This window comes from Nostoc sp. PCC 7524 (assembly GCF_000316645.1).
Taxonomy (GTDB): domain Bacteria; phylum Cyanobacteriota; class Cyanobacteriia; order Cyanobacteriales; family Nostocaceae; genus Trichormus.
The window spans coordinates 55458-77478 of sequence record NC_019677.1 but is presented as its reverse complement, the minus strand read 5'-3'; the positions used below and the strand labels follow the sequence as shown (position 1 = coordinate 77478).

The 22021-nt window shown below is 42.0% G+C and carries 27 protein-coding genes; 14 read left to right on the top strand and 13 right to left on the bottom strand.

Annotated elements, in window-relative coordinates; translation table 11 throughout:
* Positions 1-10: 10 nt before the first annotated feature.
* Both NOS7524_RS27630 and NOS7524_RS27625 read left to right on the top strand, forming a co-directional pair.
* Positions 11-778, top strand: coding sequence for a ParA family protein (locus tag NOS7524_RS27630; RefSeq protein ID WP_015116194.1), 768 nt, complete (start codon positions 11-13; stop codon positions 776-778).
* Positions 775-1725, top strand: coding sequence for a ParB/RepB/Spo0J family partition protein (locus tag NOS7524_RS27625; protein WP_015116193.1), 951 nt, complete (start codon positions 775-777; stop codon positions 1723-1725). Before NOS7524_RS27630 ends, NOS7524_RS27625 begins: the two co-directional genes overlap by 4 nt.
* A gap of 23 nt (positions 1726-1748) precedes the next feature.
* On the opposite strand, the gene NOS7524_RS27620 is transcribed toward NOS7524_RS27625, so the two are convergent.
* Positions 1749-1979 carry a hypothetical protein gene (locus NOS7524_RS27620; protein ID WP_041556001.1) on the bottom strand — a complete coding sequence of 77 codons (231 nt, stop codon included), beginning with the start codon at positions 1977-1979 and terminating at the stop codon, positions 1749-1751.
* Positions 1980-2121: 142 nt separating this feature from the next.
* On the opposite strand from NOS7524_RS27620, the gene NOS7524_RS27615 reads away from it, so the two are divergent.
* The 8 genes from NOS7524_RS27615 (at position 2122) to NOS7524_RS27580 (ending at position 9049) form a co-directional block, all read left to right on the top strand.
* Positions 2122-2787, top strand: a complete 666-nt coding sequence (locus NOS7524_RS27615; protein ID WP_015116192.1) for a hypothetical protein — start codon at positions 2122-2124, stop codon at positions 2785-2787.
* Positions 2788-2798: 11 nt separating this feature from the next.
* The gene (locus NOS7524_RS27610; RefSeq protein WP_015116191.1) at positions 2799-3761 is read left to right on the top strand and encodes an ATP-binding protein; all 963 of its coding nucleotides are present in this window, start codon (positions 2799-2801) and stop codon (positions 3759-3761) included.
* Positions 3761-4804 carry a metal-dependent hydrolase gene (locus NOS7524_RS27605; protein WP_015116190.1) on the top strand — a complete coding sequence of 348 codons (1044 nt, stop codon included), beginning with the start codon at positions 3761-3763 and terminating at the stop codon, positions 4802-4804. The genes NOS7524_RS27610 and NOS7524_RS27605 overlap by 1 nt, the downstream gene beginning before the upstream one ends.
* Before the next feature lie 91 nt (positions 4805-4895).
* Positions 4896-5978, top strand: a complete 1083-nt coding sequence (locus NOS7524_RS27600) for an ATP-binding protein (RefSeq protein WP_015116189.1) — start codon at positions 4896-4898, stop codon at positions 5976-5978.
* A 123-nt stretch (positions 5979-6101) separates the two neighbouring features.
* On the top strand, positions 6102-6707 hold the full coding sequence (locus tag NOS7524_RS29770) for a hypothetical protein (protein ID WP_041555999.1): 606 nt from the start codon (positions 6102-6104) through the stop codon (positions 6705-6707).
* Complete coding sequence (locus NOS7524_RS31245) at positions 6629-6871, top strand: HNH endonuclease (protein ID WP_442789486.1); 243 nt, start codon at positions 6629-6631, stop codon at positions 6869-6871. The genes NOS7524_RS29770 and NOS7524_RS31245 overlap by 79 nt, the downstream gene beginning before the upstream one ends.
* A 14-nt stretch (positions 6872-6885) precedes the next feature.
* Positions 6886-8166 carry a hypothetical protein gene (locus NOS7524_RS30870; protein ID WP_015116188.1) on the top strand — a complete coding sequence of 427 codons (1281 nt, stop codon included), beginning with the start codon at positions 6886-6888 and terminating at the stop codon, positions 8164-8166.
* Positions 8081-9049 (top strand): TolC family protein, encoded by a 969-nt coding sequence (locus NOS7524_RS27580; protein WP_015116187.1) that lies wholly within the window; start codon positions 8081-8083, stop codon positions 9047-9049. The genes NOS7524_RS30870 and NOS7524_RS27580 overlap by 86 nt, the downstream gene beginning before the upstream one ends.
* Here the strand turns inward: NOS7524_RS27580 and NOS7524_RS27575 are convergent.
* The 3 genes from NOS7524_RS27575 to NOS7524_RS27565 all read right to left on the bottom strand — a co-directional run bounded on the left by NOS7524_RS27575 (position 8999) and on the right by NOS7524_RS27565 (position 12636).
* Entirely contained in the window at positions 8999-10558 is a 1560-nt protein-coding gene (locus NOS7524_RS27575) for a hypothetical protein (protein ID WP_015116186.1), read from the bottom strand. The two genes, NOS7524_RS27580 and NOS7524_RS27575, sit on opposite strands and share 51 nt — an antisense overlap.
* A gap of 58 nt (positions 10559-10616) precedes the next feature.
* Positions 10617-11756: an O-antigen ligase family protein gene (locus tag NOS7524_RS31115; RefSeq protein WP_327084615.1), complete on the bottom strand. Its 1140-nt coding sequence runs from the start codon at positions 11754-11756 to the stop codon at positions 10617-10619.
* Positions 11757-11985: 229 nt separating this feature from the next.
* Complete coding sequence (locus NOS7524_RS27565; protein ID WP_015116184.1) at positions 11986-12636, bottom strand: hypothetical protein; 651 nt, start codon at positions 12634-12636, stop codon at positions 11986-11988.
* Between the two features lie 91 nt (positions 12637-12727).
* On the opposite strand from NOS7524_RS27565, the gene NOS7524_RS27560 reads away from it, so the two are divergent.
* Positions 12728-13306: a thermonuclease family protein gene (locus NOS7524_RS27560; protein ID WP_015116183.1), complete on the top strand. Its 579-nt coding sequence runs from the start codon at positions 12728-12730 to the stop codon at positions 13304-13306.
* 221 nt (positions 13307-13527) lie between these two features.
* Here the strand turns inward: NOS7524_RS27560 and NOS7524_RS27555 are convergent, their stop codons facing one another.
* From NOS7524_RS27555 to NOS7524_RS27530, 8 genes are all read right to left on the bottom strand, one after another.
* The gene (locus NOS7524_RS27555; RefSeq protein ID WP_015116182.1) at positions 13528-14211 is read right to left on the bottom strand and encodes an ERF family protein; all 684 of its coding nucleotides are present in this window, start codon (positions 14209-14211) and stop codon (positions 13528-13530) included.
* 12 nt (positions 14212-14223) lie between these two features.
* Positions 14224-14373: a hypothetical protein gene (locus NOS7524_RS30355; protein ID WP_015116181.1), complete on the bottom strand. Its 150-nt coding sequence runs from the start codon at positions 14371-14373 to the stop codon at positions 14224-14226.
* Between the two features lie 127 nt (positions 14374-14500).
* Entirely contained in the window at positions 14501-15211 is a 711-nt protein-coding gene (locus NOS7524_RS27550; protein WP_015116180.1) for a hypothetical protein, read from the bottom strand.
* Positions 15212-15345: 134 nt separating this feature from the next.
* Positions 15346-15735, bottom strand: a complete 390-nt coding sequence (locus NOS7524_RS27545; protein WP_015116179.1) for a hypothetical protein — start codon at positions 15733-15735, stop codon at positions 15346-15348.
* Between the two features lie 55 nt (positions 15736-15790).
* On the bottom strand, positions 15791-16255 hold the full coding sequence (locus tag NOS7524_RS27540) for a hypothetical protein (protein WP_015116178.1): 465 nt from the start codon (positions 16253-16255) through the stop codon (positions 15791-15793).
* A 55-nt stretch (positions 16256-16310) separates the two neighbouring features.
* Positions 16311-17111 carry an antirestriction protein ArdA gene (locus NOS7524_RS27535; protein WP_015116177.1) on the bottom strand — a complete coding sequence of 267 codons (801 nt, stop codon included), beginning with the start codon at positions 17109-17111 and terminating at the stop codon, positions 16311-16313.
* A gap of 58 nt (positions 17112-17169) precedes the next feature.
* Entirely contained in the window at positions 17170-17322 is a 153-nt protein-coding gene (locus tag NOS7524_RS30350) for a hypothetical protein (protein WP_015116176.1), read from the bottom strand.
* A gap of 93 nt (positions 17323-17415) precedes the next feature.
* On the bottom strand, positions 17416-17616 hold the full coding sequence (locus NOS7524_RS27530) for a hypothetical protein (RefSeq protein ID WP_015116175.1): 201 nt from the start codon (positions 17614-17616) through the stop codon (positions 17416-17418).
* 136 nt (positions 17617-17752) lie between these two features.
* Here NOS7524_RS27530 and NOS7524_RS30500 point away from each other — a divergent pair, with 136 nt between their 5' ends.
* Both NOS7524_RS30500 and NOS7524_RS27520 read left to right on the top strand, forming a co-directional pair.
* Positions 17753-18184: a hypothetical protein gene (locus NOS7524_RS30500; RefSeq protein WP_015116174.1), complete on the top strand. Its 432-nt coding sequence runs from the start codon at positions 17753-17755 to the stop codon at positions 18182-18184.
* Between the two features lie 418 nt (positions 18185-18602).
* On the top strand, positions 18603-18962 hold the full coding sequence (locus NOS7524_RS27520) for a hypothetical protein (RefSeq protein ID WP_144050965.1): 360 nt from the start codon (positions 18603-18605) through the stop codon (positions 18960-18962).
* A 75-nt stretch (positions 18963-19037) separates the two neighbouring features.
* Here NOS7524_RS27520 and NOS7524_RS27515 read toward each other — a convergent pair whose 3' ends face one another.
* Positions 19038-19337, bottom strand: coding sequence for a hypothetical protein (locus tag NOS7524_RS27515; RefSeq protein WP_015116171.1), 300 nt, complete (start codon positions 19335-19337; stop codon positions 19038-19040).
* A 376-nt stretch (positions 19338-19713) separates the two neighbouring features.
* On the opposite strand from NOS7524_RS27515, the gene NOS7524_RS27970 reads away from it, so the two are divergent.
* Entirely contained in the window at positions 19714-22017 is a 2304-nt protein-coding gene (locus tag NOS7524_RS27970) for a DEAD/DEAH box helicase (RefSeq protein WP_015116170.1), read from the top strand.
* Positions 22018-22021 lie beyond the last annotated feature (4 nt).

Sequence of the window (22021 nt, the reverse complement as noted above, 5' to 3'; positions counted from 1 at the left end):
TTTATCACTCGTGAGCAAAACTCGTATTATTGCGCTATTTAACCAATCAGGGGGAGTAGGAAAGACAAGTTTAACGATGAACTTGGGCTACCAACTCGCTCAAAAAAAGAAAAATCGTGTCCTTTTGATAGACCTTGACCCCCAAGCCTCACTCACAACATTTATGGGGCTAGAACCGGAAAATATCACTAAAACTGTCTACGAAGCAGTGGTAGGGGAAGAACCATTACCAATTCACCCTGAACCTATTCACGGCATGGGTTTAGTGCCAGCCAACATCAACCTAAGTGCTGCTGAACTAGAACTGGTTGCCGCCTTGATGCGGGAAATGCGCCTAAAAAATGCGATCGCTCCCATCTTAGACAACTATGATTTTATTTTGATAGATTGTCCCCCCTCTTTAGGCATCCTCAGCGTTATCAGCTTAGTAGCAGCTACCCATGTTTTAGTACCAATTCAGTGTCAGTTCAAATCCTTTCAAGGAACTGATTTACTATTAAGAACTGTAGCTTCACTCCGTAAAGGTGCTAATAAAACACTCAGCATTGCTGGTTTCATCCCCACAATGTATGATGCACGTACTGCTCAAGAAAGCAGAACCATGAAAGCCATCACAGAACAACTTTCACCTGTAGCTACGGTCTTTGAACCTATTCCTAAATCTATTGCCTTTGCTGATGCCAGTGAAGCGCGATTACCCTTAGCACTATATAATCCCAAACATCCTGCCGTCGCTGTACTAAAAAAAATCGCCCTCAATTTAGAAAAACTACAGTGAGCAAAAAAGAGCAACCCTATACCAGCCACTTAAAAGGTGTAGCCGCCCTACTAGGCGAAAGTTTTAACGAAACTGAAAGTCCGGCTAACTCACCCAATACAGTGGCCATCAGTTTAATTAAACTGCCACCATCCCAGCCCCGGCGTTACTTTGACCCTCAAAAACTAGAGGAACTATCACGCTCAATTCAAAAATTGGGCATTCTTGAACCTTTGCTTGTCCGTCCTTGCGAGAGTGGTGAGTACGAACTGGTAGCTGGTGAGCGTCGCCTCCGAGCATCTCAAATGGCAGGACTAACTGAAGTGCCTGTAATCGTCCGTGAGATGGATGACATCACCACCTATCAGGTGCGACTGGTAGAAAACCTGCAACGCGAAGACCTCAACCCCCTAGAAGAAACCGAAGGCATCCTTGAATTATTAGCCATCCAGATGCAGATAACCCAACAGGAGGTTAGCAGCCATCTTAACCGCATGAGAAACGTTTGCGATCGCAATTCCGAATTGAGACATAACGTTATGTCTCAACCCGAAACTCAGATAATTGAAGAATTATTTGCATCTTTGGGGCGCATGAGTTGGGAGTCATTTGTTAAAAATCGTCTGCCACTGCTTAATCTGCCACCAGATGTTCTAGAAGTGCTGCGTTCTGGTCAACTTGAATATACCAAAGCACGAGCGATCGCACGAGTTAAAAATGAAGATACACGAAAACAACTCCTAGAAGATGCGATCGCCTACAATCTCTCACTGAGCGAAATCAAGCGCAAGATTAAAGAGATTGAGCAACAGACTGCATCAGAACCACCATCAATAAAAGACCTAGCTGATGACACATTTCGCCGCTTAAAAAAATCCCAAGTCTGGGATGACCCAAAGAAAAAAGCGAAGGTAGAAAAGCTCTTAACTCAATTAAAGGCACTGATAGAAGATGACAATCCCAAGTGAAGCAATGAGGTAATTCTCTCTCACTATTCAAGTTGCTGTCTAAGAGATGGTGACATAATCATCAGTCCTCTAACAACCTCTTCAGGTGTAGCTGTGCCATCAATTACCTTTGGCATAATCGCCATCAATTCTAAAGCCAAGTTTGTGGGAATTCCGCTTGCTTCTAACCGCTTCAACTCCAAAACATCAATGCCTGCGGCCAATCCCTCTAAATATTCCTCTACAGTCACTCCCAAGTTTTCAACTTCCGACATAAGTATAATTTCCTGATTTTTTATGTGATTACACTCCCATTGTCTGGTAAAAATTCACAAGACAACTCGTGATTATCCGGTAGTGTCTGCCCAACAGTCCAGCAGACAATGGTTTTAAAAGTAACCAGATAGTTTGATACTAATGGCAGACAGTATGGAGAACAACAGCGTAAATCTGGCAGACAACACACCAGACAATAGCCTACAGTTGGGAGACAATCCGGCAGACGACAGACAAAATATTGATAATTTTTCTAAAATTTCTATATTAGAATTACAAAAAAAATATGGCATAGGCAGAGATCCTTTATACAATCGGATGAAATATCTGAGGATAACCACCTGGAAGATAGGCAAGAAAGCTTATCTGGATGCCGAGCAGATAGCACACATGGATGGGCTACACGACCACATTAAAACTACCGGAAAGATGGAAGGCTACCCAGTGCCAGAACCATCAGGGCCAATTGAAGTTGAGGACGAGCAGCCGACACCTACAACTACTCTGACAGTGGCTACTCAGACTCAGCAAATTGCCGCCCCAAATTACGCGCCCACACAAAAGCGATCGCAGTCCTCAGATCAAGTAAACGACGTAGCAGCCATTATCACCAGCGCGCAGAATAAAGCAGCCGGTACACTCATCGCTGAAAATATGCTGGCTCAACACTTCATTCAAAATCCAGACCTACTACCAGATGAGCTAAAAGCCAAAATCAAGGAATCAGGGGAGATGCCAAGCGTTGACCCTTTCGCATACGCAGACTCATTGATCAATTCCGCAATGGGATCTATCAGCGTGGCTTAAAGTTTTTGGGCATGATGGCAACTGGTGCAATTGTCGCACTCAACGGGCTAAATCCTGTGTCATTGTTGGCATTAGGGATAAGTGGAGTATTTGCATTTATACCCAAGTTTTCCTCTAAGAAAAACGACCCAGACACAACTGACGAAATAGCTGCGCCTGGTGAATTTAAAATTTACCGACAAACCGAACTAAACCGCACTACAGCATCATTACTGGCTAATGGTGCAATTCTGATCGCCGGTGAGGATGGGAGTGGTAAATCTGTACTAGCTAGTGCTGTAGTAGAGAAATTGCAGGGTGACGAGTTCACAGTGGCTTTCATTGAACCGGCGACACCTAAACAAATGCTGTTAGAAATTGCCCATCAGTTTGATATTCCCACTGAGGATTTAGAGGGAAAATCATTAACAGCCGACAAATTAAAAAGAGCGATCGCCCAATTCTTAGAGGAAAATACAGCCTTTCTCATAGTGGATGATGCCCACAGTTGCGACACTAAATTTAGGATGTGGCTGAAGCAATTGCGGCGTAGTAACGTACCAATGTTACTTTTAGCCACTGACCCACCCAGGACGGATATCTTTATCAATATTCCCCGCATCGAATTAAAACCCCTGCCAGAGTACGCAATTAGAGAGATTATGGTGCAGGCAGCAGCTGACAGGGAAATTCAACTTAAACCCTCGGAACTAGCCAAACTGCAAGAACGCGCCGGGGGAAATCCGATGCTGGCAGCGCGAGCTGTGGATGAAGAATACCTGGGGCTGGAAGTTGAAGGTGCAGACCACCGCCGTTATTTTGATATCACACCCTTAATACTCCTGGCGGGTATCGCCTTTGTGATTATGCGGTTTATCGGACTAGGTACAAATGACCAAGCACTCTATATTTTTGGAGGTATCGCCGCGGCCATATTCTTGGGACTGTCTCGCCTACTGTACAACTTACCGCGTGAAGATAGGAGAATCCGCTAATGCTTGGCATCTCCCATCTCTTAATCAGTGGCACTGCTACATCATTATTATTGGGAACTGCTAGCCCTACGGTGATTGCAGTGGGTGCGATCGCTGGTCTTCTCCCCGACATCGATGTGTCCACATCCCCAGCCGGTCGTGTCCTTCCCTGGATCAGCAGTTTTTTTGAAAGTAAAATGCCACACCGCAGCTGTACCCACAGCTTAATTGCCAGTGCAGTTGTTGCAGTTGTTGGTTATGGAATTGCACTGTTTAATCCCCGTTTAATCAACCTCGTCCACGCTCTCAACATTGGTTATACCTTTGGCTGGTTTGCTGATGTGTTTACTCGTGGTGGTGTGGAAATGTTTTGGCCGTCACCGGTGCGGTGCGTCTGCCCAGGTAATCGTAACCTACGGCTAAGAACTGGGAGTAATGCTGAGTATTTTGTGTTGGTGGTGCTGATTGCGATCGCTCTGGCTATTTTCAATATCAATAACTCTGGCGGAATATTAACTCAATTCAACCGCCTAATTGCCTCACCTTCTGGCGTACAACGTATTTACAACGAATCAGGCAGTACGCACTTGATTAAAGCCAATATCAAGGGAGTGAGGACAACCGACAGATCCAGAGTTGTTGGTCAATTTCTTATCATTCAAAGCTTAGGTACAGGCTTTTTAATTCAGTCCGACGACAACAAAATTTACAAAGCTTCCACTGAACCAGATAGCCAGATTTTCTTAGAGGAAATTACAGCTGATGTAGGGAAACCAGCCATCACAAATATTGAAGCCATTTTCTTAGAGGATGAGCCAATAGGGGCAGCACTAGAAAAATTTAACCGCGCCGGGGCGATGGTGTTTATTTCTGGTCAGCTGTCATTTGATACTCTCGACGGTGTAACCTTGCCGCGTGACCCCTACCAATTTCCCTACATCAGAGCCAGTGACAGCACAGTTACCTTAGAAGCTGCACCGCTTGGAATTGTGCAAAGTAAGTTAGGTGAAGAGTTTGGTACAGGTCAGTTACAAGTGAGGATTATAAACACGAATAGTCAATAGTCATTACCGGCTAAACGCCGCGCTACCGCTAACATTACTCATTACTCATTACTCATTACTTATTACCCCAGTCCCCAGTCCCCAATACCCCATGCCTAAACCACTACCAACCCAAACTCTCAAACCTAACCAGACTAAAAAAGTTAATACAGAATCATCAACAGACGGTATTCTACTAGGTGATAAAGTCTGGTGGAATCCTGCCAAGCTTCGCAACGGTCATGTTGTTATTCTCGGAACTTCTGGAAGTGGTAAAACTCAGACACTTAAAGCACTTGCTCACGAATTACCGTTATTGTTTCCTGATATCAAAATAGTCATTTCCGATTTTCATGGAGATTTGGAATTACCTGGAGAAGTTTGTTACTCTCTTAATGCTGAATCACCACATGGGCTAAATCCATTAGTTCTTGATTTAGATCCAAAAGGTGGTGGACCGGATTTACAAGCGATCGCTGTCTCATCTATCCTAAGAAAGTCTTTAAAGATGGGAGATAATCAAGAGGGTTTGATTTTAAATGCCTTTATAAGTTGCTACGAAAATAGAGGTATTTTTCAGAAAAAGCAGTCAAGTTGGGTTAATCAACCTCCTACCTTTGCTGACTTAGAAAGTGAACTGCAAAGTCGGGTAGAAGATGGTTGTAAGGATTCACAGAAGTTATTGTTAAAACTGGCTGCTACTTTCAAATACGGAATTTTCAGCAAACCTCAACCATCAATGAATTTCCCTGTTGTCAGATTTGACTTGTCTGCATTATCTAAAGTACCAGGGTTGAGTGCGATCGCAGCAGAAACCCTCTTAAAACAGCTTTTCGACAGTCACAAGTTGATGGGCGAAATTGATGGTAGAGTTCCACGCTGTTATGCTCTACTAGATGAAGTAAAAGAAATCAAATCATCTCATACTCTTGAGAAAATCACCAGTGAGGCGCGAAAATTTGGATTAGGAATAATCGTTGCTAGTCAGATGGATTCAGATATTTCTAATACTGTTCTCGCCAATTCCTCAACTAAGATGGTTCTCGGAGTAGATCAAGTAGAAGTTACTAAAGTTGCACGTAGATTTAGATTTGCAGTCAACTTAATCGCTAATCTACAACCGTTAGAGGCTTTAATCAGAATGGATAGCGATGGATTTCATACTAAGATAAAGCCTTTTTATCAACGCATTTAATATTAATTAATTACCGAAATTGTGTAAGTTTTTCTACTCAGATTAAGGTATAATTTCAATAATAAGTTTCGGCGGTGCTGGTAACACCCCGAAACGTGGTCAACCTAGTCTGAGTAGGTCAACATGAACAATGATATAACATTTAACCCAGATAAGTTTTATCTGGGCAGGCTTTGTCGTCATGGTCATAATTGGAATGAGACTGGTAAAAGTCTACGTTACTGTGCAGGAAGAGACTGTGTTGATTGCGTTCGTAGACGAAACGCCAAAACACCAGAGCAGATAAAAGAGAATTATCAGAAAAATAGAGAGAGAATATTGCAGTCAGCTAAACTCTATAACATCATTCACTCGGAGAAGATAAAACAAAGAAAAAAAGCTTATAGAGAAGCTAATAAGGACAAAATAAAGAAGTATGCTCAAAAGTATCGAAATGATAATAGAGAGAGGCTAAGAGAATATAACAGGAACTATCATGCTACTAACTTTGAACAAATATCTGAAAGACAAAAAAATTATCGCCAGACAGAACAAGGCAGATTAGCAATAAAACGAGGACATAGAATAAAAAAGGATAGAAAACGGGCAGTTCACTTAGTTAACTATACAGATGAACAACTCAAGTATCAATACGAAAAATTTGATAACTGTTGTTCTTACTGTTGCAAAAAACTGTTCTTTTTCGTGACCATTTTATTCCCATATCAAAAGGTGGATCTGACTGCTTAGGGAATATAGTTCCTGCTTGTTTATCTTGCAATTCATCAAAGCATAATATTGATCCAAAAGAGTGGTACGCAAAACAGCCATTTTACTCTGTTAAGCGTTGGAGAAAAATTCTGAAAATTCTCGGTAAAACAGAATCTACCTATAACCAAATTCCACTGCTATAAATGAGTAAAAGCTAATGTTAAGACTGGGAATACTACTTAAACCCCAGTCTTACAACCCAAGTATGAAAGAATTTAGTAGCAATAATTTATACATTTATTTATGTATTGGGCTGATTGGATTGATTTTCTTAGTAAGAAGCACTCCAGAAAATCAGCCCGTGATTGCTGCTAAAAGTGAAGAAGTTAATAATACAAAAAATCCCCCTGATGATGACTCAGAGGAATTTGACGATTCTGCAAACTCACTTTTACAACAAAATCGACCTCTAAGAATGAGTATTTCTGTGGATAATCCAGCATTCTTAAAGGTGAGGGTTGGTCAGGAGATTAGGCAGGGTGATGTAATTAGTGATAATTCCACAGAGCGCGATCGCCTCCTCAAACAAAAGCAATCCGTCACATTGCAAATTGAAAATCTCAAGTCTAAAAATATCCCTGAACCCTTCAAACCAAGGGAATCGCTAGGATTAAAGCCACTACCGCCGGCGATATTCTCAGAGGAAAAAGCAGCGATCGCTCAGGCTAGATTGCGGTTAAATCAAGCGATCGCACTATTGGAAGCGCGGACAATTATATTGAAATCAGACAACCCAGAACGACGAGCAGAGGCAGAGAAGGCAGAGGCAGGATTACAAATCGCTAGTGAGAAAGTGCGGGAGCAGGAACAATTAATACTCGCTATGCGGGATATGAGGCTAGAAGATGCAGTTTTGCAGCATGAGGAAGCCAAGCTTAAACAGTTGCGCTCTGAAATGGATCAGGCCAATTCTGCACTCGACCAAGCCAAGGCTAAACTCAACGCCTCTGCAATACTCCAACAACAGGAATTGCAACAATTAGAAATAAATGTGAGACTTGCACAATCTGATTTAGAGGTGGCAGAATCACGCCTCATTGCTGCCCAAAATCGCCGTCAGCTTACTGAGTATGATGCCGGACTTGAGGAAGCAAAAAGACAACAACAAGAGAATCAAACTCAACAGGAATACTCACGGCAACAGCAGCAGTACGCCCAGGCTATAAGAGACAGGGATTACCAGTTAGCACAACTTAATATTTCACTCACCACAATTGAGGATAAATTAGCACAAATCCCGATTGTGAGAAGCCCAAGGCATGGATATATTAGGCGAATTAAGCCTTGGACTGGGAAGGATGGAAAATATACAACGGTTGTTACTATTAGTCCTACTCCTATTTCCTCTAAGAATGGGGGAAGTACAAGCACAGTCACCAGCACCAGTACCGATAAAAGTACCCGCACCACCACCAACCAAAACCCCGCCAAGCGATGAAAATGAGCAGCCGGAGGAAAAAGAACCACAGGAGGAAGTAAGCCCAGAAGACGCGCCACAAGCGGATCAGGATGCTGATTCACAATTACCTAAACCTGAGCAAAACCCATTTAACAAGCCCAGCATAGATGCAATCATCCAAAAAGAATTTAATGATGATATGTGGCGGCTGCTGCGCGGTGGGCTTCCTTGCCTAGAAACTTCGGCGGTGTGTTTACAACAATTACAGGATAGAGCGATCGCCCAATCCCCACTGCTCAAAGAAATCGATGCACGAATTAACGAGGCCAACGAGCGCATCAATGAAGCTAAAGCTAGGAATAAAAAATCAATTCAATTATCTATCCTCACCCCAGCACTGCAATATTTATTGGGGCCAACTCCCATATCAGGTCAACCACAAAAGGGGAATGGATTAATTGATAATATCGCTTCCATCTTTAGGGGTGACACGGGGATAATAAATGGCTTATTGAATATCATTGGAATACCGCTATTTCAAGGCACACAGGGCGGGAATGCTGATGCTCAAAGGAATGCGATCGCAATTGGTGATTTACAGATAAAAGTAGCCGAACTGCAACGCAACCGCGCACAACTAGCTGATACAATCCGCACTAAAGTTACAGAGTTATTAGTTGAATTTGACGAAGCCAGAACTGATTACCAAACCTCTCAGGTAGTGGCAACCAGGGCAGTTGACCAGTTTAAAGTGTTTGAAATTAGGTATCGCAGAGGTAACAGCGACACAGAAACTTATCTCACTAGACAAAATACATTAGACAATACCAAAGCCCAAACATATAGATCATGGGCTAAAATGCGTCGGTCATTATTTAAACTCAAGCTTTTGGTGCTGACCATCAAGGATGCTGAGATTTAAGCTTTTAGATTTCCAGCCTTGATGAATTAACGGCTTATCGCTTTGATACACATCAAAATGATTGCCCCAATCATGTAACTTTCCATTTCTCCATACTTTAGGAAGCGATCGCCCCTGGTGTTGCACTCTAATTTTCTTAGAGGAAATGTATTCAGCCGTTTGATTGTCTATCTTTAATTGAGAACCCAACACAGAATACTTGAACTGTTCCCAACTTTCACCCTCTCCTACTTCAAGCACAAAGCCGCTAATCCCTTCACCTATCGCACTGGCAGTTAAAATATGGTCATTTGGGTAATTTTTTACATCCTTAGTTACACCAAATTGTAGGTTGATAGGTGCGTTAGCGGAGCTTAACGGAGTTATCGCTAGCCAAGTTTTCTCCAATTTAATAAATAATTTTCCTCGCTTGATTTCTGTGTGTGCAGACTTAGGTAAAAAAAACTGGAATGATGAATTTGCATCATTTAACCAAATCGCCAAATTCTGATACTGCCCCACAGCATTGTTACCTGATGAGGATGTAGGGATAAAATAATCAATCCCCCTGTGGGAATTAAAAGCCATCAGCTTAAATCCGTTCCAATCACCGCCGCTACCCTGTGCCAAAGTACCAAGCTGGAATGTATGACCAAAATACAAAGTCTCGTGAAACTCTGGTTTATCGCTTTTTCCAGGTTTCCAGTTTTCATACTGTGGCTTGGAATTTAGTAATTCTAGAGGTTTGGTGAATTGTTTTTGCGCCAGGGCAACTGCGGCGGCGGGTGGCCTGTAGCTGCTGGTGATGAGATGAATTAAATCAGTATCTTGTGAATTATCCTTTACTGGTGAATCCCCAAAATACAAGCCCAGTGCGCGAGATGCACCAGAACACCACGCACAATTACCGCCGCTATTATCTCGCTTACTTGGCCCACCAAAACCACCACGCCAATACTTCAACGCTCCGGTGACAAAAAACCAATCTAACGCTGACTTTGCGATCGCTCTAACCTCTTCATCCTTAGCAAAATCGTACAAGTTTACATAACTGGTGATTGTGTGACCCAAATAAATAGGACTATCCCATTCACCTTGACCAATCATGTAGAGCGATCGCACTCTCAAACGTATCCTATCTTTATATATTTGCAGTGTACGCTCGTTTCCAGCTTCTTCAGCCATCAGATAAACGCTGCTATCTCGCATAGCGCGGAGGTTGTCAGTGTTGCGACAATCTACCCAGCTTGTACAGTTGTCAGTTGACCTTTCCCAAAATTTTCTAGGCTGTGAGAAGTGTTGAGTTAGTGGGTCAACTTTGGTAAAAAGTCTCATTCCTTCCCTCATTCGGGATTTGTAGCTGGGGCTGAGAAATTCACCAAAACCAAAATATTTCCTAACTTGACCTTTTAGAGTAAACCCTGAGTAAAAATCAAATCCTAAAATGTGACCATTCTTAGAGGAATCTGCATCATCAGCTTGAAGGAATGCGATCGCCTCCCGCTTGTTTCCTCTAAGAAAATCAATCATAGCCTTTGGGTACGAATTTTTCTCATACTCATAGGCTGTGCTTCCATACTTACCAGATTCAAACTTTTCTAAATATTCGCGCTTTCGCTGCTGAAATCCAGCTTCTAATTCTGGTGTCCATTGAGCTATAGCTGGTGACTGACTGATTATTAATAGAAATACTGCGAATAACTTTCTCATAATCAAAAAAGCTTAGTGACCACCAAAAGATATGGGTAAACTGAGCGCATTCGTACCAAGTGAAGGTATAGGTGAGATATGCGATCGCAACCCCTACCATACCCACCATTGATGATTTAGATACGAGATACAAACAAAAGCCTATTAAAATCAAATAAACTACTGTACCTATTATTCCCACTGATACAGCAGTATCTAATATTAAATTGTGAGCTTTACTTGTTAAGGCTTGTGTAGTTTTAATTTTGCCATCTGGTTGAAAAGGGTAAGCAATTTCAAAGCCATCAAACCCCCATCCAAACAAAGGACGCTGCTTAATTCTTCTAGTTGAAAAGCTCCAAAAATCAACTCTATTGGAAGTAATTTGATTGATAATAGGAAAATCTTTGATATGGCGATTTGTGGAAATAATGCTGATTATCAGAATAGTAGCGATCGCACCCACAGCAATCACTTTATAATGCTTCTTTCCTAGTAGATATCCAAAAGCAATAATCAAAGCCAGTAAACCTGCTCTAGTCTGGGTGAAGATTAAAGCAGGCATAGCAGGAATTATGTACAATGCTAGTTGCTTAATATTAATCCATTTTTTTTGATATGCAACTAACGCCATTACATTTACCGCCGCTAAGGTAAACGCAGCATGGCCTCTATGGGAATAAAGCCCGATTGGTTGGTGTCCTTGAAAAATGGTGCTTTTTAAAATATTCTCTTTAATGAGTTGACCAGTTGTAGCAGTGTAATCTATCTGCCAATTGAGCGTCTGGGGAAAGATACTCAGGCTAAGAATTAAGCCACCAATTAATAAGCCTTGAAATTGCGCTTTTACTACCTCTGGCTTTAACTTTAGTACCAGAGCATTACTCATGGTGAAAACTGCGATTAATCCATAATATAAAAGCCCACTTTTCATAGTGACATGACCAAGGAGCGATCGCACTGGTAGAGGACTGTAAATTGTAGTAATTATTCCAATAAGTAGAAATGCACTCCATAATAAAGCAGCTATTCTCCACACTTTAGATAATTTTATTAATTCCCAACTTTGAGAAATTATAAATAGATTAATTATAGTAATTAACTCAACAGCAAGTATTTTGGGCTGAGTCCATATTGCTCCTCTATTCATGCCCAAGGGATTTATCAGAATAATACTAAAGCAGAAAAGTATGGTGATTATATTCATAAAAAAATGAGGCTACACTTTGAGCCTCAATCTTTTATAGCTAATTAATTTAGAAATAAAATTAGTTGCCACTACCGGAAGACATCCAAGCTGCGGGTACGTAACCCACGCCAGAAGTGCAACGAGGCGCATTCATCGCACTAGGTAAGGAAGATAAGGTTTTTGACGAGCCGTTAACTGAGAAGGTGGCGGGAATACTAAATGATGTGCTGTTTCTCAAAGTGCCAAATCCGCAAGCGTTAATTCTTACACTACGATTTGTATCTCTAGGTACATTTAGCAATACTGCCGAGCCTGGAGTCTGCCCGACGATTACCACATCGCCGGCGGGTGTTTTAAAGTTTGCGCTTCTTGCTTCAGCGAAAGTTCCGTTGGTGCAACTTGGTAAAAGCTGAGTGGGGAGAGAAGCAAGAGTAACATTACTTCCAGCTACTCCAATAGTCGGGGTCATGCCCACACTAGAGGCACTTAATCTAATTTCTCCGCAAGTTCCTGCGACACGAGAGCTAAATCTGTCAACATAGCCGAGGGCAACTGTTGCTGTTGCGTTTGCAGTACCGGAAATAAAAACGGTGGTTTGTCCGTTCTCCGTCACCTTATATACATTCTCGCCATTGTAGGGAATCGCATTAGCTGGGAGAATAGAGCTTGCGATCGCTCCTACACTCATCAAGCCCAATCCAATCAAAGAGAGAAATTTCTTAACTTTCATACAAGCCTTTATTGACAATCGATTACGCTGCACACATCTTAGAAAAAGCCTGATCGATTTGATAATTGTTGAAATTAAGTAGGAAATTTTTATGAAAGTTGTATTACATTACAAAACAAAAATTTATATTGCAATTTTACTAGGTGTAACCACTGGAATTTCAGGATGTGAAATACTGTCTGGCAGTATTGGCGAATCTCTTGCTAACGCCAACAGACAGTTTTCGGAATCATGGGAAGTTGTCAGGATATCTGACGGAGATAGTATTGTTGTCCGCCGTACAGGAGAAGAGAAAAAAATTCGGCTGTGCGGCATTGATGCACCTGAAAGTAAGCAGCCTTTAGGTAAAGAATCAAAGGCAAATTTAGAGAGATTATCGCAGGAAGTAGGGGGGCAAGTATCGATTGTGTCAGTGGAGAGCGATCGCTATGGCCGATTAGTAGCTGAAGTATTTTCTTCCCCACCAAATAAAGATAATATTGAAAAATTTTGGAATGAGGAGCAACTTAGCAGTGGCAATGCGTATTTATATAAGCAATATGTAGGGAAATGCCACAATAAAATAGCTTTAGAAAAAGCAGAAGAAATTGGTAAATCTAAAAAGCTTGGTGTGTGGGCAGGGAATTATCAAAAGCCTTGGGATTATCGCAGAGCGCAGCGCAATAGGTAATTTTCAAAAGAGGAAAATTGCTCGTTCGTCGGCGGTGGTTTCGTCGAAGCTCCTCACCACCCCCTCCTCACTCACGCCATCCCAACCCATCCCTGCACCATCCACCCCATTGCGCGTTTTTGAGTAAGCATCGAAATACTTGCAAGCACACTCAAAAACGCGCTTAAAAAACCCTGGCTAATAACTAACCAGGGTTTACTGCGATACTCCCAAATTGACTGTCAAAATTTTGTAGCGTAGTTTTTCATGGATTCGATTACAGCATCGTACTTGTTTGTAGGTATATCAGCAGTGCGTTCAAGTTGAAATCCTGCCAGCACTGATCTCACATCTGATTCTGATAGGTGCAATTCATTCCTTGCGATCGCCCACAGTCTTTTAATCTGTCCCTCAGATATGGTCTGTACACCTGATACGCCAGCCATGTCATGTAAAATTGAGCCTTCCTTCTCTTTAGGTTTCTGAATAAGTCCAGCCTCTTGTCTGATTTCCTTACCGATTTTACGTTTAACCTCTTCCCAGTTTTGGCTATCAACTACGGTAATATCCAAAAGGCATAAAGTGTTATATCTTCTACCGTAACTAATTTGTATTCCCAATTCCTTTGCATCATTAAAGTCGCCAGGGAGGGGAAATACAGAATCTATCTGTTCGCCGCTTTCATGGCGAAGTGTAGAAACCAAGCAATACCTACTTTCTACAAAGGTCATCTGATGAGCGATCGCTAGGCCACAGGCAGATAATACAGGTGTAATCTTGGGCTGAATTTCTTCAAGTTCAGCGTATGTAAAATTAATTTCTCTGCCTGTCTTTGTAGGGATTTTTACATTACGATTGGCCAAAATAGCTGGTATTTGTGCTTTAGCTTTGGCCAAGGCTGCATTCAGTTGTGGTGTTTGTGTCATGGTTGCAAATTCTTAGAGGAAAATTTTATAGGTGCGATCGCCTGTATGCTGTTGCAACTGCGCTGCTGCTTCCTGAGAGTGAGTCCAAATCTGTGAGTAATCCCAACTTGGATCAGATAGTGGGTAATCAGCGTTAATTAATTCGCTCAGTTCTTCGTTCATAAAAGTGTCCTATTTGTTATGATTGAATGGCCTATTTTGGCAATCGGGGAAAATATCTTTGGTCGGATACCTGTCCCCGATTCAATACCCTCTCTTAGCGGCTGTGGGCTGGCGGCCAGTTTAATGTTTACCAGTCAAGTAACTCTGCGTCACGTTCTGGCTCAGGGTGAAATTTCCATGAGTATTTTTTTTGCTCCCTCATAGCTGCTTCTTTACGTTCCAGCCAGCAATACTCATACTGGCGTAAAGTCTCACACCCTAAATACTTCCAAACTGCAAAGATGTGTTTATCAGGTATTTGTCCCTGAGTTCTGGCGTTTAGCATCAAATGTTTTGTAGCGACTGCATCCTGGTTAAAAGCTTTTTCTAAACCGCTATAAGCGTGACAAGTGCAGGTAATTTCATATTGATATAATTTGACCTCGTAGAAGTCACCAGTATTACCACGAGCTATCAATTCATCCCAATCGTTCCCTAGTTCTAATTTATATGGATCAGCTTTAGCCCAAGAACGGTTAATCAAAACTTCTACATAATCTGCTTTGGAAATGAAGCGAGAAATACCACGAATTTTGATGAATTGACCACGCTTTTCAATTTTATTGGGGATGTGTAAATATACAAAATTTCTATATACATCAATAGTGGCGTAATCAATCCCAGCTTTAATTTGTTCTGGTGTCCAGCCCCATTTTGTCAGCAATACTTTGGTATTTTCTAGGCTGTAAATGTGGCGAAGTGCGTAATCTTCGCTGTTATCTTCATGTAATAAAGATTGGTGAAAAATTGAATAACTGTAATCAGTGCGAGTATGAGCTTTAGCAGAGAATCTGGTCATTGGTCGGATACCTTTTTCTAAGGTCTATACAATTTATTATAGCGCGTAGACAAGCTATAATGGCATAGTTTACACAAATTTCATAAATTCTTAGAGGAAAAGCGATCACCCCAATAAAGCGATCGCTCTAAAACTTAAGATATTAAAATTAACTGCTTGGCTTGAATTTCTTGTAGGTGTTCTCGATTAATCCATTCAAAAGCACAATCTAGATTATGAATTAAAGCTTGCCAATTTTTAGGAGGTGGAGCATTGAGGGAGCTTTTAGCAATTGCATATTGTTCTAGGGTATTAGCTAATTCAATCATGTGTGAATATGTATCAAATGCTAACTCATTCAATTGCTGTGTAACTCTGCGTTTGATGTTAGCTTTTGATGTTAGCCAAAAGATGCTATATTTTGCTTTGTGGTATTGACCAGAGAGTGCGATCGCTGCTTCTAGATGCGTTCGTGCAATCACCAAATTTGGATCATCTGGTAAATATTTCAGGGCTACCACTAAAGCACAGTGAGCCGCTTGCATTGGTATAAATTCTTAGAGGATAAAAGAGGATTGATGCTTACACAACTAACTGTGATTAGCGTCTTGAAATTGTTACGTCAAAATCATGAGCAGCCACTATATGATGGCAGAAAATTTTACCATTCAATGCCTGAAACAACTGGGGTAATTCTTCACTCATCCTGTTATTCCAACATTTATATCTCATACAGTTGCAATTCCAACCAAGACCGCGATTGAATTGCACAAAGTAATTTTTATTGGGGTTTTGAGATGAGGAAACTAAAAATCTACCTTGTTTGATTTGTTGAACCGATAAATTATAAGCCTTTGCTTCAGCTTCTTGTTTTAGAGCATCAGCTAAATCATGATAACTAATCAGCCCAGCTTGCTTTACCCATAAGCCATTCGCCCAAGGTTCAATTACTAATTCATGCCGAGAAAAGTTATCAGCCCATTTAAATCGGTTGAGTTGGTAAAGTAATTCAGCGATTAAATACTTGCTAAATATTTGGCTTTGAAGTTCTGAAGATACTTGCATACTTTATGGTAAATGAAGCGATAAGGCGATCCCAATGGGATCGCTTGTTGATAAATCAGCCGTGATATTCACGAAAAACGTAAACGCCATGAGGTGAAGCTTTTACCGAATCGTAGCCCTGAAGAAATAACTCACGAGCTACTGAATCCCAATCAATATGCTGCGACCAAAAGAGGAAATTTTTCTCAAATTCTGACCAATTATACACACTTTCAATTTCATCGGATTTTAAAACAAAATCCCTCTCTGATTCCCAGTGACCACAATAATAACTACTAAATTCTTCTGCTAATTTCTCAATATCTGGCTCATGAATTACATCTTTTGCATAATTAAGCCAAGCCGCCATTGCATCAGCATCATCGGCATAATATAATGCTTGGGCTAATTTGCTGATATATTGCAGACTTTCATATTCACGTAATGAGAAATCAGCAAAGTTTTCATAATCATGTATCGCCCATTCTTCGCAGGGTTCATCATCTGCTACAGGCGACCATGAAAGCATCCATTTAATATCATCCTCTATGTCTTCTGGGTCTTGGGTTGCGTCAATCCAAAGCCCGTGTAAATGCCCGTTATTGTATGCAGATAAGCAAGCTACATAAATTTTAGGTGATTTACTACAGGTGCATTCTCTCTCCTGTTGAGGAAAAGGTAAACGGCATTTAAAACTGCTGATAATAGGGAAACTGAAAACTGGGAAGGTCACACCCGCCAAATTGACAGCTAATTCCAAAGCTTGATAATCAATTGTTTTGTTAGCAGGAATTAAAATTTTACCTATTTGTTGAATATTATAAAGTTGTTCAGCTACGGCCAAAGCTTCTGATTCTGAATTGAAAACTAATTGCATGGTCGGATACCTTAAATATTCTTAGAGGAAATGAAGCGAGAGAGCGATCGCTTTAGAGCTAGTACCAAATACTAAGTAATTGCCATCCTGGTAATTCTTTGGCAATAATTTGTCTGAGTTGGTAATCGTTTATTGTTGATTGTTGAAACTCAAACTCAACTATTTTTAGCTTGCCTTCTGTATCGATTAAATCAGCCTGAAATTTCAGCATAGATACATTTGCCAAATTCTTAGAGGATGAAGTGTTCGCGTAGCGTCTCGAAGAGAAGAGAGAGCGACCCCAAAGGGATCGCAGATTTATTAATTAGAAAGAGATGGCACAACGTTCAAAGTAAATTTGTAAATCTGAAGGGTTTAATAAAACCTCATTGCCTTGAGAATCTGCACAGACAATTCTTAAATATCTTTTTCCATCAATCAGTTCACACTTCCCACCTACTATCTCTACATAGTCGTCGAGACTGGGGACAAAAATCCAAGCGGGTAAAGTTTTATCAGGTGTCATTGGTCGAATACCTTGTTTTGTGTTATGTAACCATTATAGCGTGTAGACACGCTATAATAACCAAAAACAGCAATCTTTACAGAAATTTCAAATTGTAGACACGCTATAATGTGGCGGCAACGTGAGAGTAATAAAAATGGCAGGAACTTTAAGCAGTGGCAGACCTGGAGGCAACCCAGAACTAGAAAAGCATCAATTTCAGGCTAAAGGTGATGAGCCTTTGACCGAAAAAATCAGCGTGAGGCTGACATCATCGACTAAACAATTTTTGGAAAGCTTGGGGAAGGATTACCCTGAATTTGTGCGTGAGGCGATCGCTGAAAAGATAGAGCGACACAAAGCCGCCGAACTGACTAGAACAGAGACAACTGAACTGGCGACGGTTGGCCAACAACTTGAGAACAACCAAACCAACCTTTTAAGCCAAGCAGAGGAAACAGACCCCAGCCAGCCGGAACAGGCAGCGACCCCAGGAAAACGACGCAAGGCAGACCAGACCCAAGGGCAAACGCAAGAGAAGCCCAAGACCCAGAGCCGCGGCCGGAAAAACAGCGCGACTGAGAACTAGAGGGAACGAGGCCAACCGGGCAGGGGGAACTGGGGAACGAAACCCACAGGCCACCACCAGCAGCAACGGCACGGACACACGCCACAGACCGAGCCGCGAAAGCACCACGACCCACACCCCACACACCAGAAGAAACCGCGAACACCTCAGCAGCCGGGAAGGCCGAACGGAAAAACGCATCGACACCAGCCGCACACCCGACCAACACGCGAGAGCCAGAGGGGACAGCCGCCGCAGCCAGAGACAAAGGAGCAGGAGACTGACCCCACTTGCGAGAGCCGGAGAAACCAAAGCAGGAAAACTGAGAAAAAATAGCTGAAAGCATGGTGAAAACCTAGCAATAATCATCATTATAGCACGTAGACACGCTATAATGTTAGAATTTTACGCCTGTCTTGCCCCGGCGCAGCCGGGGCGAGTGGACTGCACCCACTTGGCCACCAGTGGCACACCGACAGAAACAACAGCCGCCGATACCTTTACCTCTCCTTTCTCTTTCTCTGCATTTCTTCCTCCCGCAAAAAAAGCAGCCCAAGATTTCTGTCCATCACCGGAACGAAGTGGAGGTGATAAAATCAGAAATCGCTGCTTTTTTTGCACCGCTTTTTGGCTGCTGCTTCCAGGTCTTTGTTTTTATGAGTTAATTGATGGCAGCAGACAAAAAGCACAACAACTGCGAAGCAACCTTATATATTCAAAGATTAAAAGCGCAGCAACAGCTTTTCTTAGCGTTCTCACTTCCATGAAAACAGCGATCGCACTCAAAGGGAGGGAATAGGTTTTGGTTCTAGGGGAAACTTACGACAGCGATCGCACTTACCCCAAAAAAAGGGAGCAAAAGCCCCCCAACGAACTAGCTGTAAACTAACTGAACCCTAGAACCACGACTAGGCCAACCCAACCTGACCTGACCAACTGGCACAACGACCGGAACACGCACAGCAAAACGAGCAGGACCCACAGAAACACAACGCACCTTCACCGCGTATCCCACCACCTCAGCCCACCGAACAGCAAACTCACGCGGCAACGACTCAAACCACACCTCCGCCACGAACCCAGTGAAAGAACTGTCAGACTCCCGCCAGAAACAATCAACCGCCTCAAACTCACAGGACAAAGCAGAAACAAACTCAAATGGAACTGAACGCATAGACCGAACCTCACAAGCGAAAGGACTGACCAGGAACAACCCCGGCTATCTTTTAAAAAGCGGAGTGGGTCAAGGGTGGCGGTGGGGTCTGGGGTGTCCCCAGATATAAAAACGAAGTAACGATATTCCGCCACTTGCTCTCGCCCTTGACGCACGTAGCCATACTAAAAAAGCCGGGGTAGCCCTGCGGCGACTGAGCGCACCCCTTGGGGCGGGGGGGGACATCGACCGTAAGGGAGTCAAGAAACGGACTGCGTTAGCAACAACTTCTTTAAAAGCGTAGCTTTATGATCTAAAATTTAGCTTTTAATCATTCTTTATCGAGTGTACACTGCATTCAAGATATTATTTAGTAATAGTATCCGGCCAAAGAACTATGCCAAACTATCATCCGAAAACTGAGCATCTAACCAAGCAAAAAGCAGCTTGGCAACATTTACCTACCAAAGCTGTACGAGTTCCCGAAATATTCTTAGAGGAAATTGAGCGATACGCGCGATCGCTAGATAATGGTTTATCACCTCAGATCATCTCTGCAAGTAGCTTAGAACTTATACGTGATTCAATTAAAAATTTAGAATTAGAGGATTTAATCAAGCTCCAGCTAGAACTTCCCCTCATCATTGAGGAGAAGAAAGAGCAAAGATGCGATCGCTCTCTAGAAGATTGCATCATTTATTTAGCTGATAGGTGCGATTATGCTTACTCTCAGGATGGAGCAGGCTTTAATGGTGCTGATGCTGGCTTTGGGCATTGGCTAGCTAGCAGAATTAGAGATAAAAAGCCTATTATCAAAGCCCACGCCAAAGCTGCCTTAAAAATACTGCATAAATACGAAAAGCAGCTAAATAGGGGAAATTTGCAGTTACCACAGTGGGATTTAATAGAGCATCAATACCCTGAAGATTCTCCCAAAGTAGGAGCTATTAATGATAACGGTCAGCAGTATATTCCAGAGAAGCGAGTAGAGGTAAAGGGCGATTTAATTGCTGTGTACGCTCCTTATGATTCATCTGGTAAATTTCAGCGAGATTGTAAGACCATTGAAGGTTATAGGTTTGAGGGTAGTGATAAATCCTGGCGTTTTCCTATTAACAAAAGTTTAGAAGTCAAAGAAAAACTGATTACAGATGAATTTCATATATCAGCACAGTTTAAGGGCGCGATCGCTCTAGCTCAAATGCAACTTGAGGAAGAGAAAGCAGCCAAGGAAGCTGAGGCTTTAGCTATGGCTGATGAAATTGTCAAATTCGTAGAAGCTGCTGATTTGAATGCACCTTTGGCTAATGGCTGGTATCTGCGTGATTACCAAAAAAAAGGTGTAGAGTGGCTACTTGCTCACCGTCGCGGTGGGATTTACACCGGGGGGATTCTCTCAGATCACATGGGATTAGGAAAGTCGCTTACAGCTTTAGTTGCAGCAAGAGCAATGCAGCGTACACACGATTGTCCGGTGTTTGTGATTGCTCCTGTATCTGTGATGGATAATTGGGTACGCGAGGCATCCCGTGCTGAAGTCAAGATTGAGTGCTTTAGCTGGGCAAAGTTACCAAAGCCACTTGAAACTAAAAAATATGTGCTGATTTGTGATGAAGCCCATTATGCTCAGAATATTGCCAGTGCCAGAACAAAAAAGATGTTGGAATTAGCACATCATGAGAATTGTTTAACAGCATGGTTACTGACTGGGACACCAATTAAAAATGGTAGACCAGTTAACCTTTATCCATTACTATGCGCGGTTAATCATCCTTTAGCAAATGATAAATATGATTATGAGCGTCGTTATTGTAATGCTTATCACAAGGATATTGGCAGAAAAACAGTTTGGGACAATACAGGCGCATCACATCTTGATGAATTGTCACAGAAAACAGAGGATGTCATATTACGACGCACTAAACAACAGTGCCTAAAAGAACTACCAGATAAAACACGTTTATTTGAAAAGGTTGAACTTGAAACTAAACAGTTAGATGAATATCAAGATACAGTCAGATTATTAGTAGATGATTACCGCCGGCGATCGCAGTGTAAGAAATTCAAATACAACCTACCAATACTGTTTAAATGTTCATCTTTTAAACTGTGGTTAAGTTGGGTATTGGCTTACAATCCGGCTGACCCTGAAGCTGAGGCATTGGCAACCCTTAATATTCTGCGGAAAGTAGGCAGTGAGTTTAAGGTTGAGGCAGCAATCGCAACTGCGGGGGAACTGTTAGAACAAGGTGAACAAGTGGTAATCTTCACTGAGTTTGTAGAAAGCGCGAAGGCGATCGCAACTGAACTTGATGGACTATTACTCACTGGTGAAACTAAACCAATTGAAAGGCAGTTATTAATTGATCAGTTTCAATTGGGTGATAAAAAAGTTTTCGTTGGTACTATTAAAGCTGGTGGTGTTGGTATAACTCTAACAGCTGCTAGTAACGTAATTTTGGTAGATCGCGCTTGGACTCCTGGTGATTGTGAGCAAGCCGAGGATAGATGTCATCGCCTTGGTCAACAAAATGCTGTGTTTGCAACATGGTTACAGTTAGGCCATGTTGACCAAGCAATTGATGACCTGTTAATTCAAAAACAACAGCGAATTGAGCTTGTATTGAAAGGCAAACGCAAAACTTTAAAAGGGATTAATTCACCTAAAGATTTGGCTAAAGAATTACTCGCGATCCTCTAAGAAT

What these genes read in the sequence shown, in the direction of transcription:
- NOS7524_RS27550 (WP_015116180.1), bottom strand. Translation starts at nt 15,211, where the DNA reads ATGACCAGATTCTCTGCTAAAGCTCATACTCGCACTGATTACAGTTAT.
- NOS7524_RS30350 (WP_015116176.1), bottom strand. Translation starts at nt 17,322, where the DNA reads ATGCTGAAATTTCAGGCTGATTTAATCGATACAGAAGGCAAGCTAAAA.
- NOS7524_RS27545 (WP_015116179.1), bottom strand. Translation starts at nt 15,735, where the DNA reads ATGCAAGCGGCTCACTGTGCTTTAGTGGTAGCCCTGAAATATTTACCA.
- NOS7524_RS27610 (WP_015116191.1), top strand. Translation starts at nt 2,799, where the DNA reads ATGATGGCAACTGGTGCAATTGTCGCACTCAACGGGCTAAATCCTGTG.
- NOS7524_RS27560 (WP_015116183.1), top strand. Translation starts at nt 12,728, where the DNA reads ATGAAAGTTGTATTACATTACAAAACAAAAATTTATATTGCAATTTTA.
- NOS7524_RS27605 (WP_015116190.1), top strand. Translation starts at nt 3,761, where the DNA reads ATGCTTGGCATCTCCCATCTCTTAATCAGTGGCACTGCTACATCATTA.
- NOS7524_RS27515 (WP_015116171.1), bottom strand. Translation starts at nt 19,337, where the DNA reads ATGCGTTCAGTTCCATTTGAGTTTGTTTCTGCTTTGTCCTGTGAGTTT.
- NOS7524_RS27600 (WP_015116189.1), top strand. Translation starts at nt 4,896, where the DNA reads ATGCCTAAACCACTACCAACCCAAACTCTCAAACCTAACCAGACTAAA.
- NOS7524_RS27615 (WP_015116192.1), top strand. Translation starts at nt 2,122, where the DNA reads ATGGCAGACAGTATGGAGAACAACAGCGTAAATCTGGCAGACAACACA.
- NOS7524_RS27575 (WP_015116186.1), bottom strand. Translation starts at nt 10,558, where the DNA reads ATGATTGATTTTCTTAGAGGAAACAAGCGGGAGGCGATCGCATTCCTT.
- NOS7524_RS27555 (WP_015116182.1), bottom strand. Translation starts at nt 14,211, where the DNA reads ATGACACAAACACCACAACTGAATGCAGCCTTGGCCAAAGCTAAAGCA.
- NOS7524_RS27970 (WP_015116170.1), top strand. Translation starts at nt 19,714, where the DNA reads ATGCCAAACTATCATCCGAAAACTGAGCATCTAACCAAGCAAAAAGCA.
- NOS7524_RS29770 (WP_041555999.1), top strand. Translation starts at nt 6,102, where the DNA reads ATGAACAATGATATAACATTTAACCCAGATAAGTTTTATCTGGGCAGG.
- NOS7524_RS27565 (WP_015116184.1), bottom strand. Translation starts at nt 12,636, where the DNA reads ATGAAAGTTAAGAAATTTCTCTCTTTGATTGGATTGGGCTTGATGAGT.
- NOS7524_RS30870 (WP_015116188.1), top strand. Translation starts at nt 6,886, where the DNA reads ATGTTAAGACTGGGAATACTACTTAAACCCCAGTCTTACAACCCAAGT.
- NOS7524_RS27530 (WP_015116175.1), bottom strand. Translation starts at nt 17,616, where the DNA reads ATGACACCTGATAAAACTTTACCCGCTTGGATTTTTGTCCCCAGTCTC.
- NOS7524_RS27580 (WP_015116187.1), top strand. Translation starts at nt 8,081, where the DNA reads ATGGGGGAAGTACAAGCACAGTCACCAGCACCAGTACCGATAAAAGTA.
- NOS7524_RS27540 (WP_015116178.1), bottom strand. Translation starts at nt 16,255, where the DNA reads ATGCAAGTATCTTCAGAACTTCAAAGCCAAATATTTAGCAAGTATTTA.
- NOS7524_RS30355 (WP_015116181.1), bottom strand. Translation starts at nt 14,373, where the DNA reads ATGAACGAAGAACTGAGCGAATTAATTAACGCTGATTACCCACTATCT.
- NOS7524_RS27535 (WP_015116177.1), bottom strand. Translation starts at nt 17,111, where the DNA reads ATGCAATTAGTTTTCAATTCAGAATCAGAAGCTTTGGCCGTAGCTGAA.
- NOS7524_RS30500 (WP_015116174.1), top strand. Translation starts at nt 17,753, where the DNA reads ATGGCAGGAACTTTAAGCAGTGGCAGACCTGGAGGCAACCCAGAACTA.
- NOS7524_RS27620 (WP_041556001.1), bottom strand. Translation starts at nt 1,979, where the DNA reads ATGTCGGAAGTTGAAAACTTGGGAGTGACTGTAGAGGAATATTTAGAG.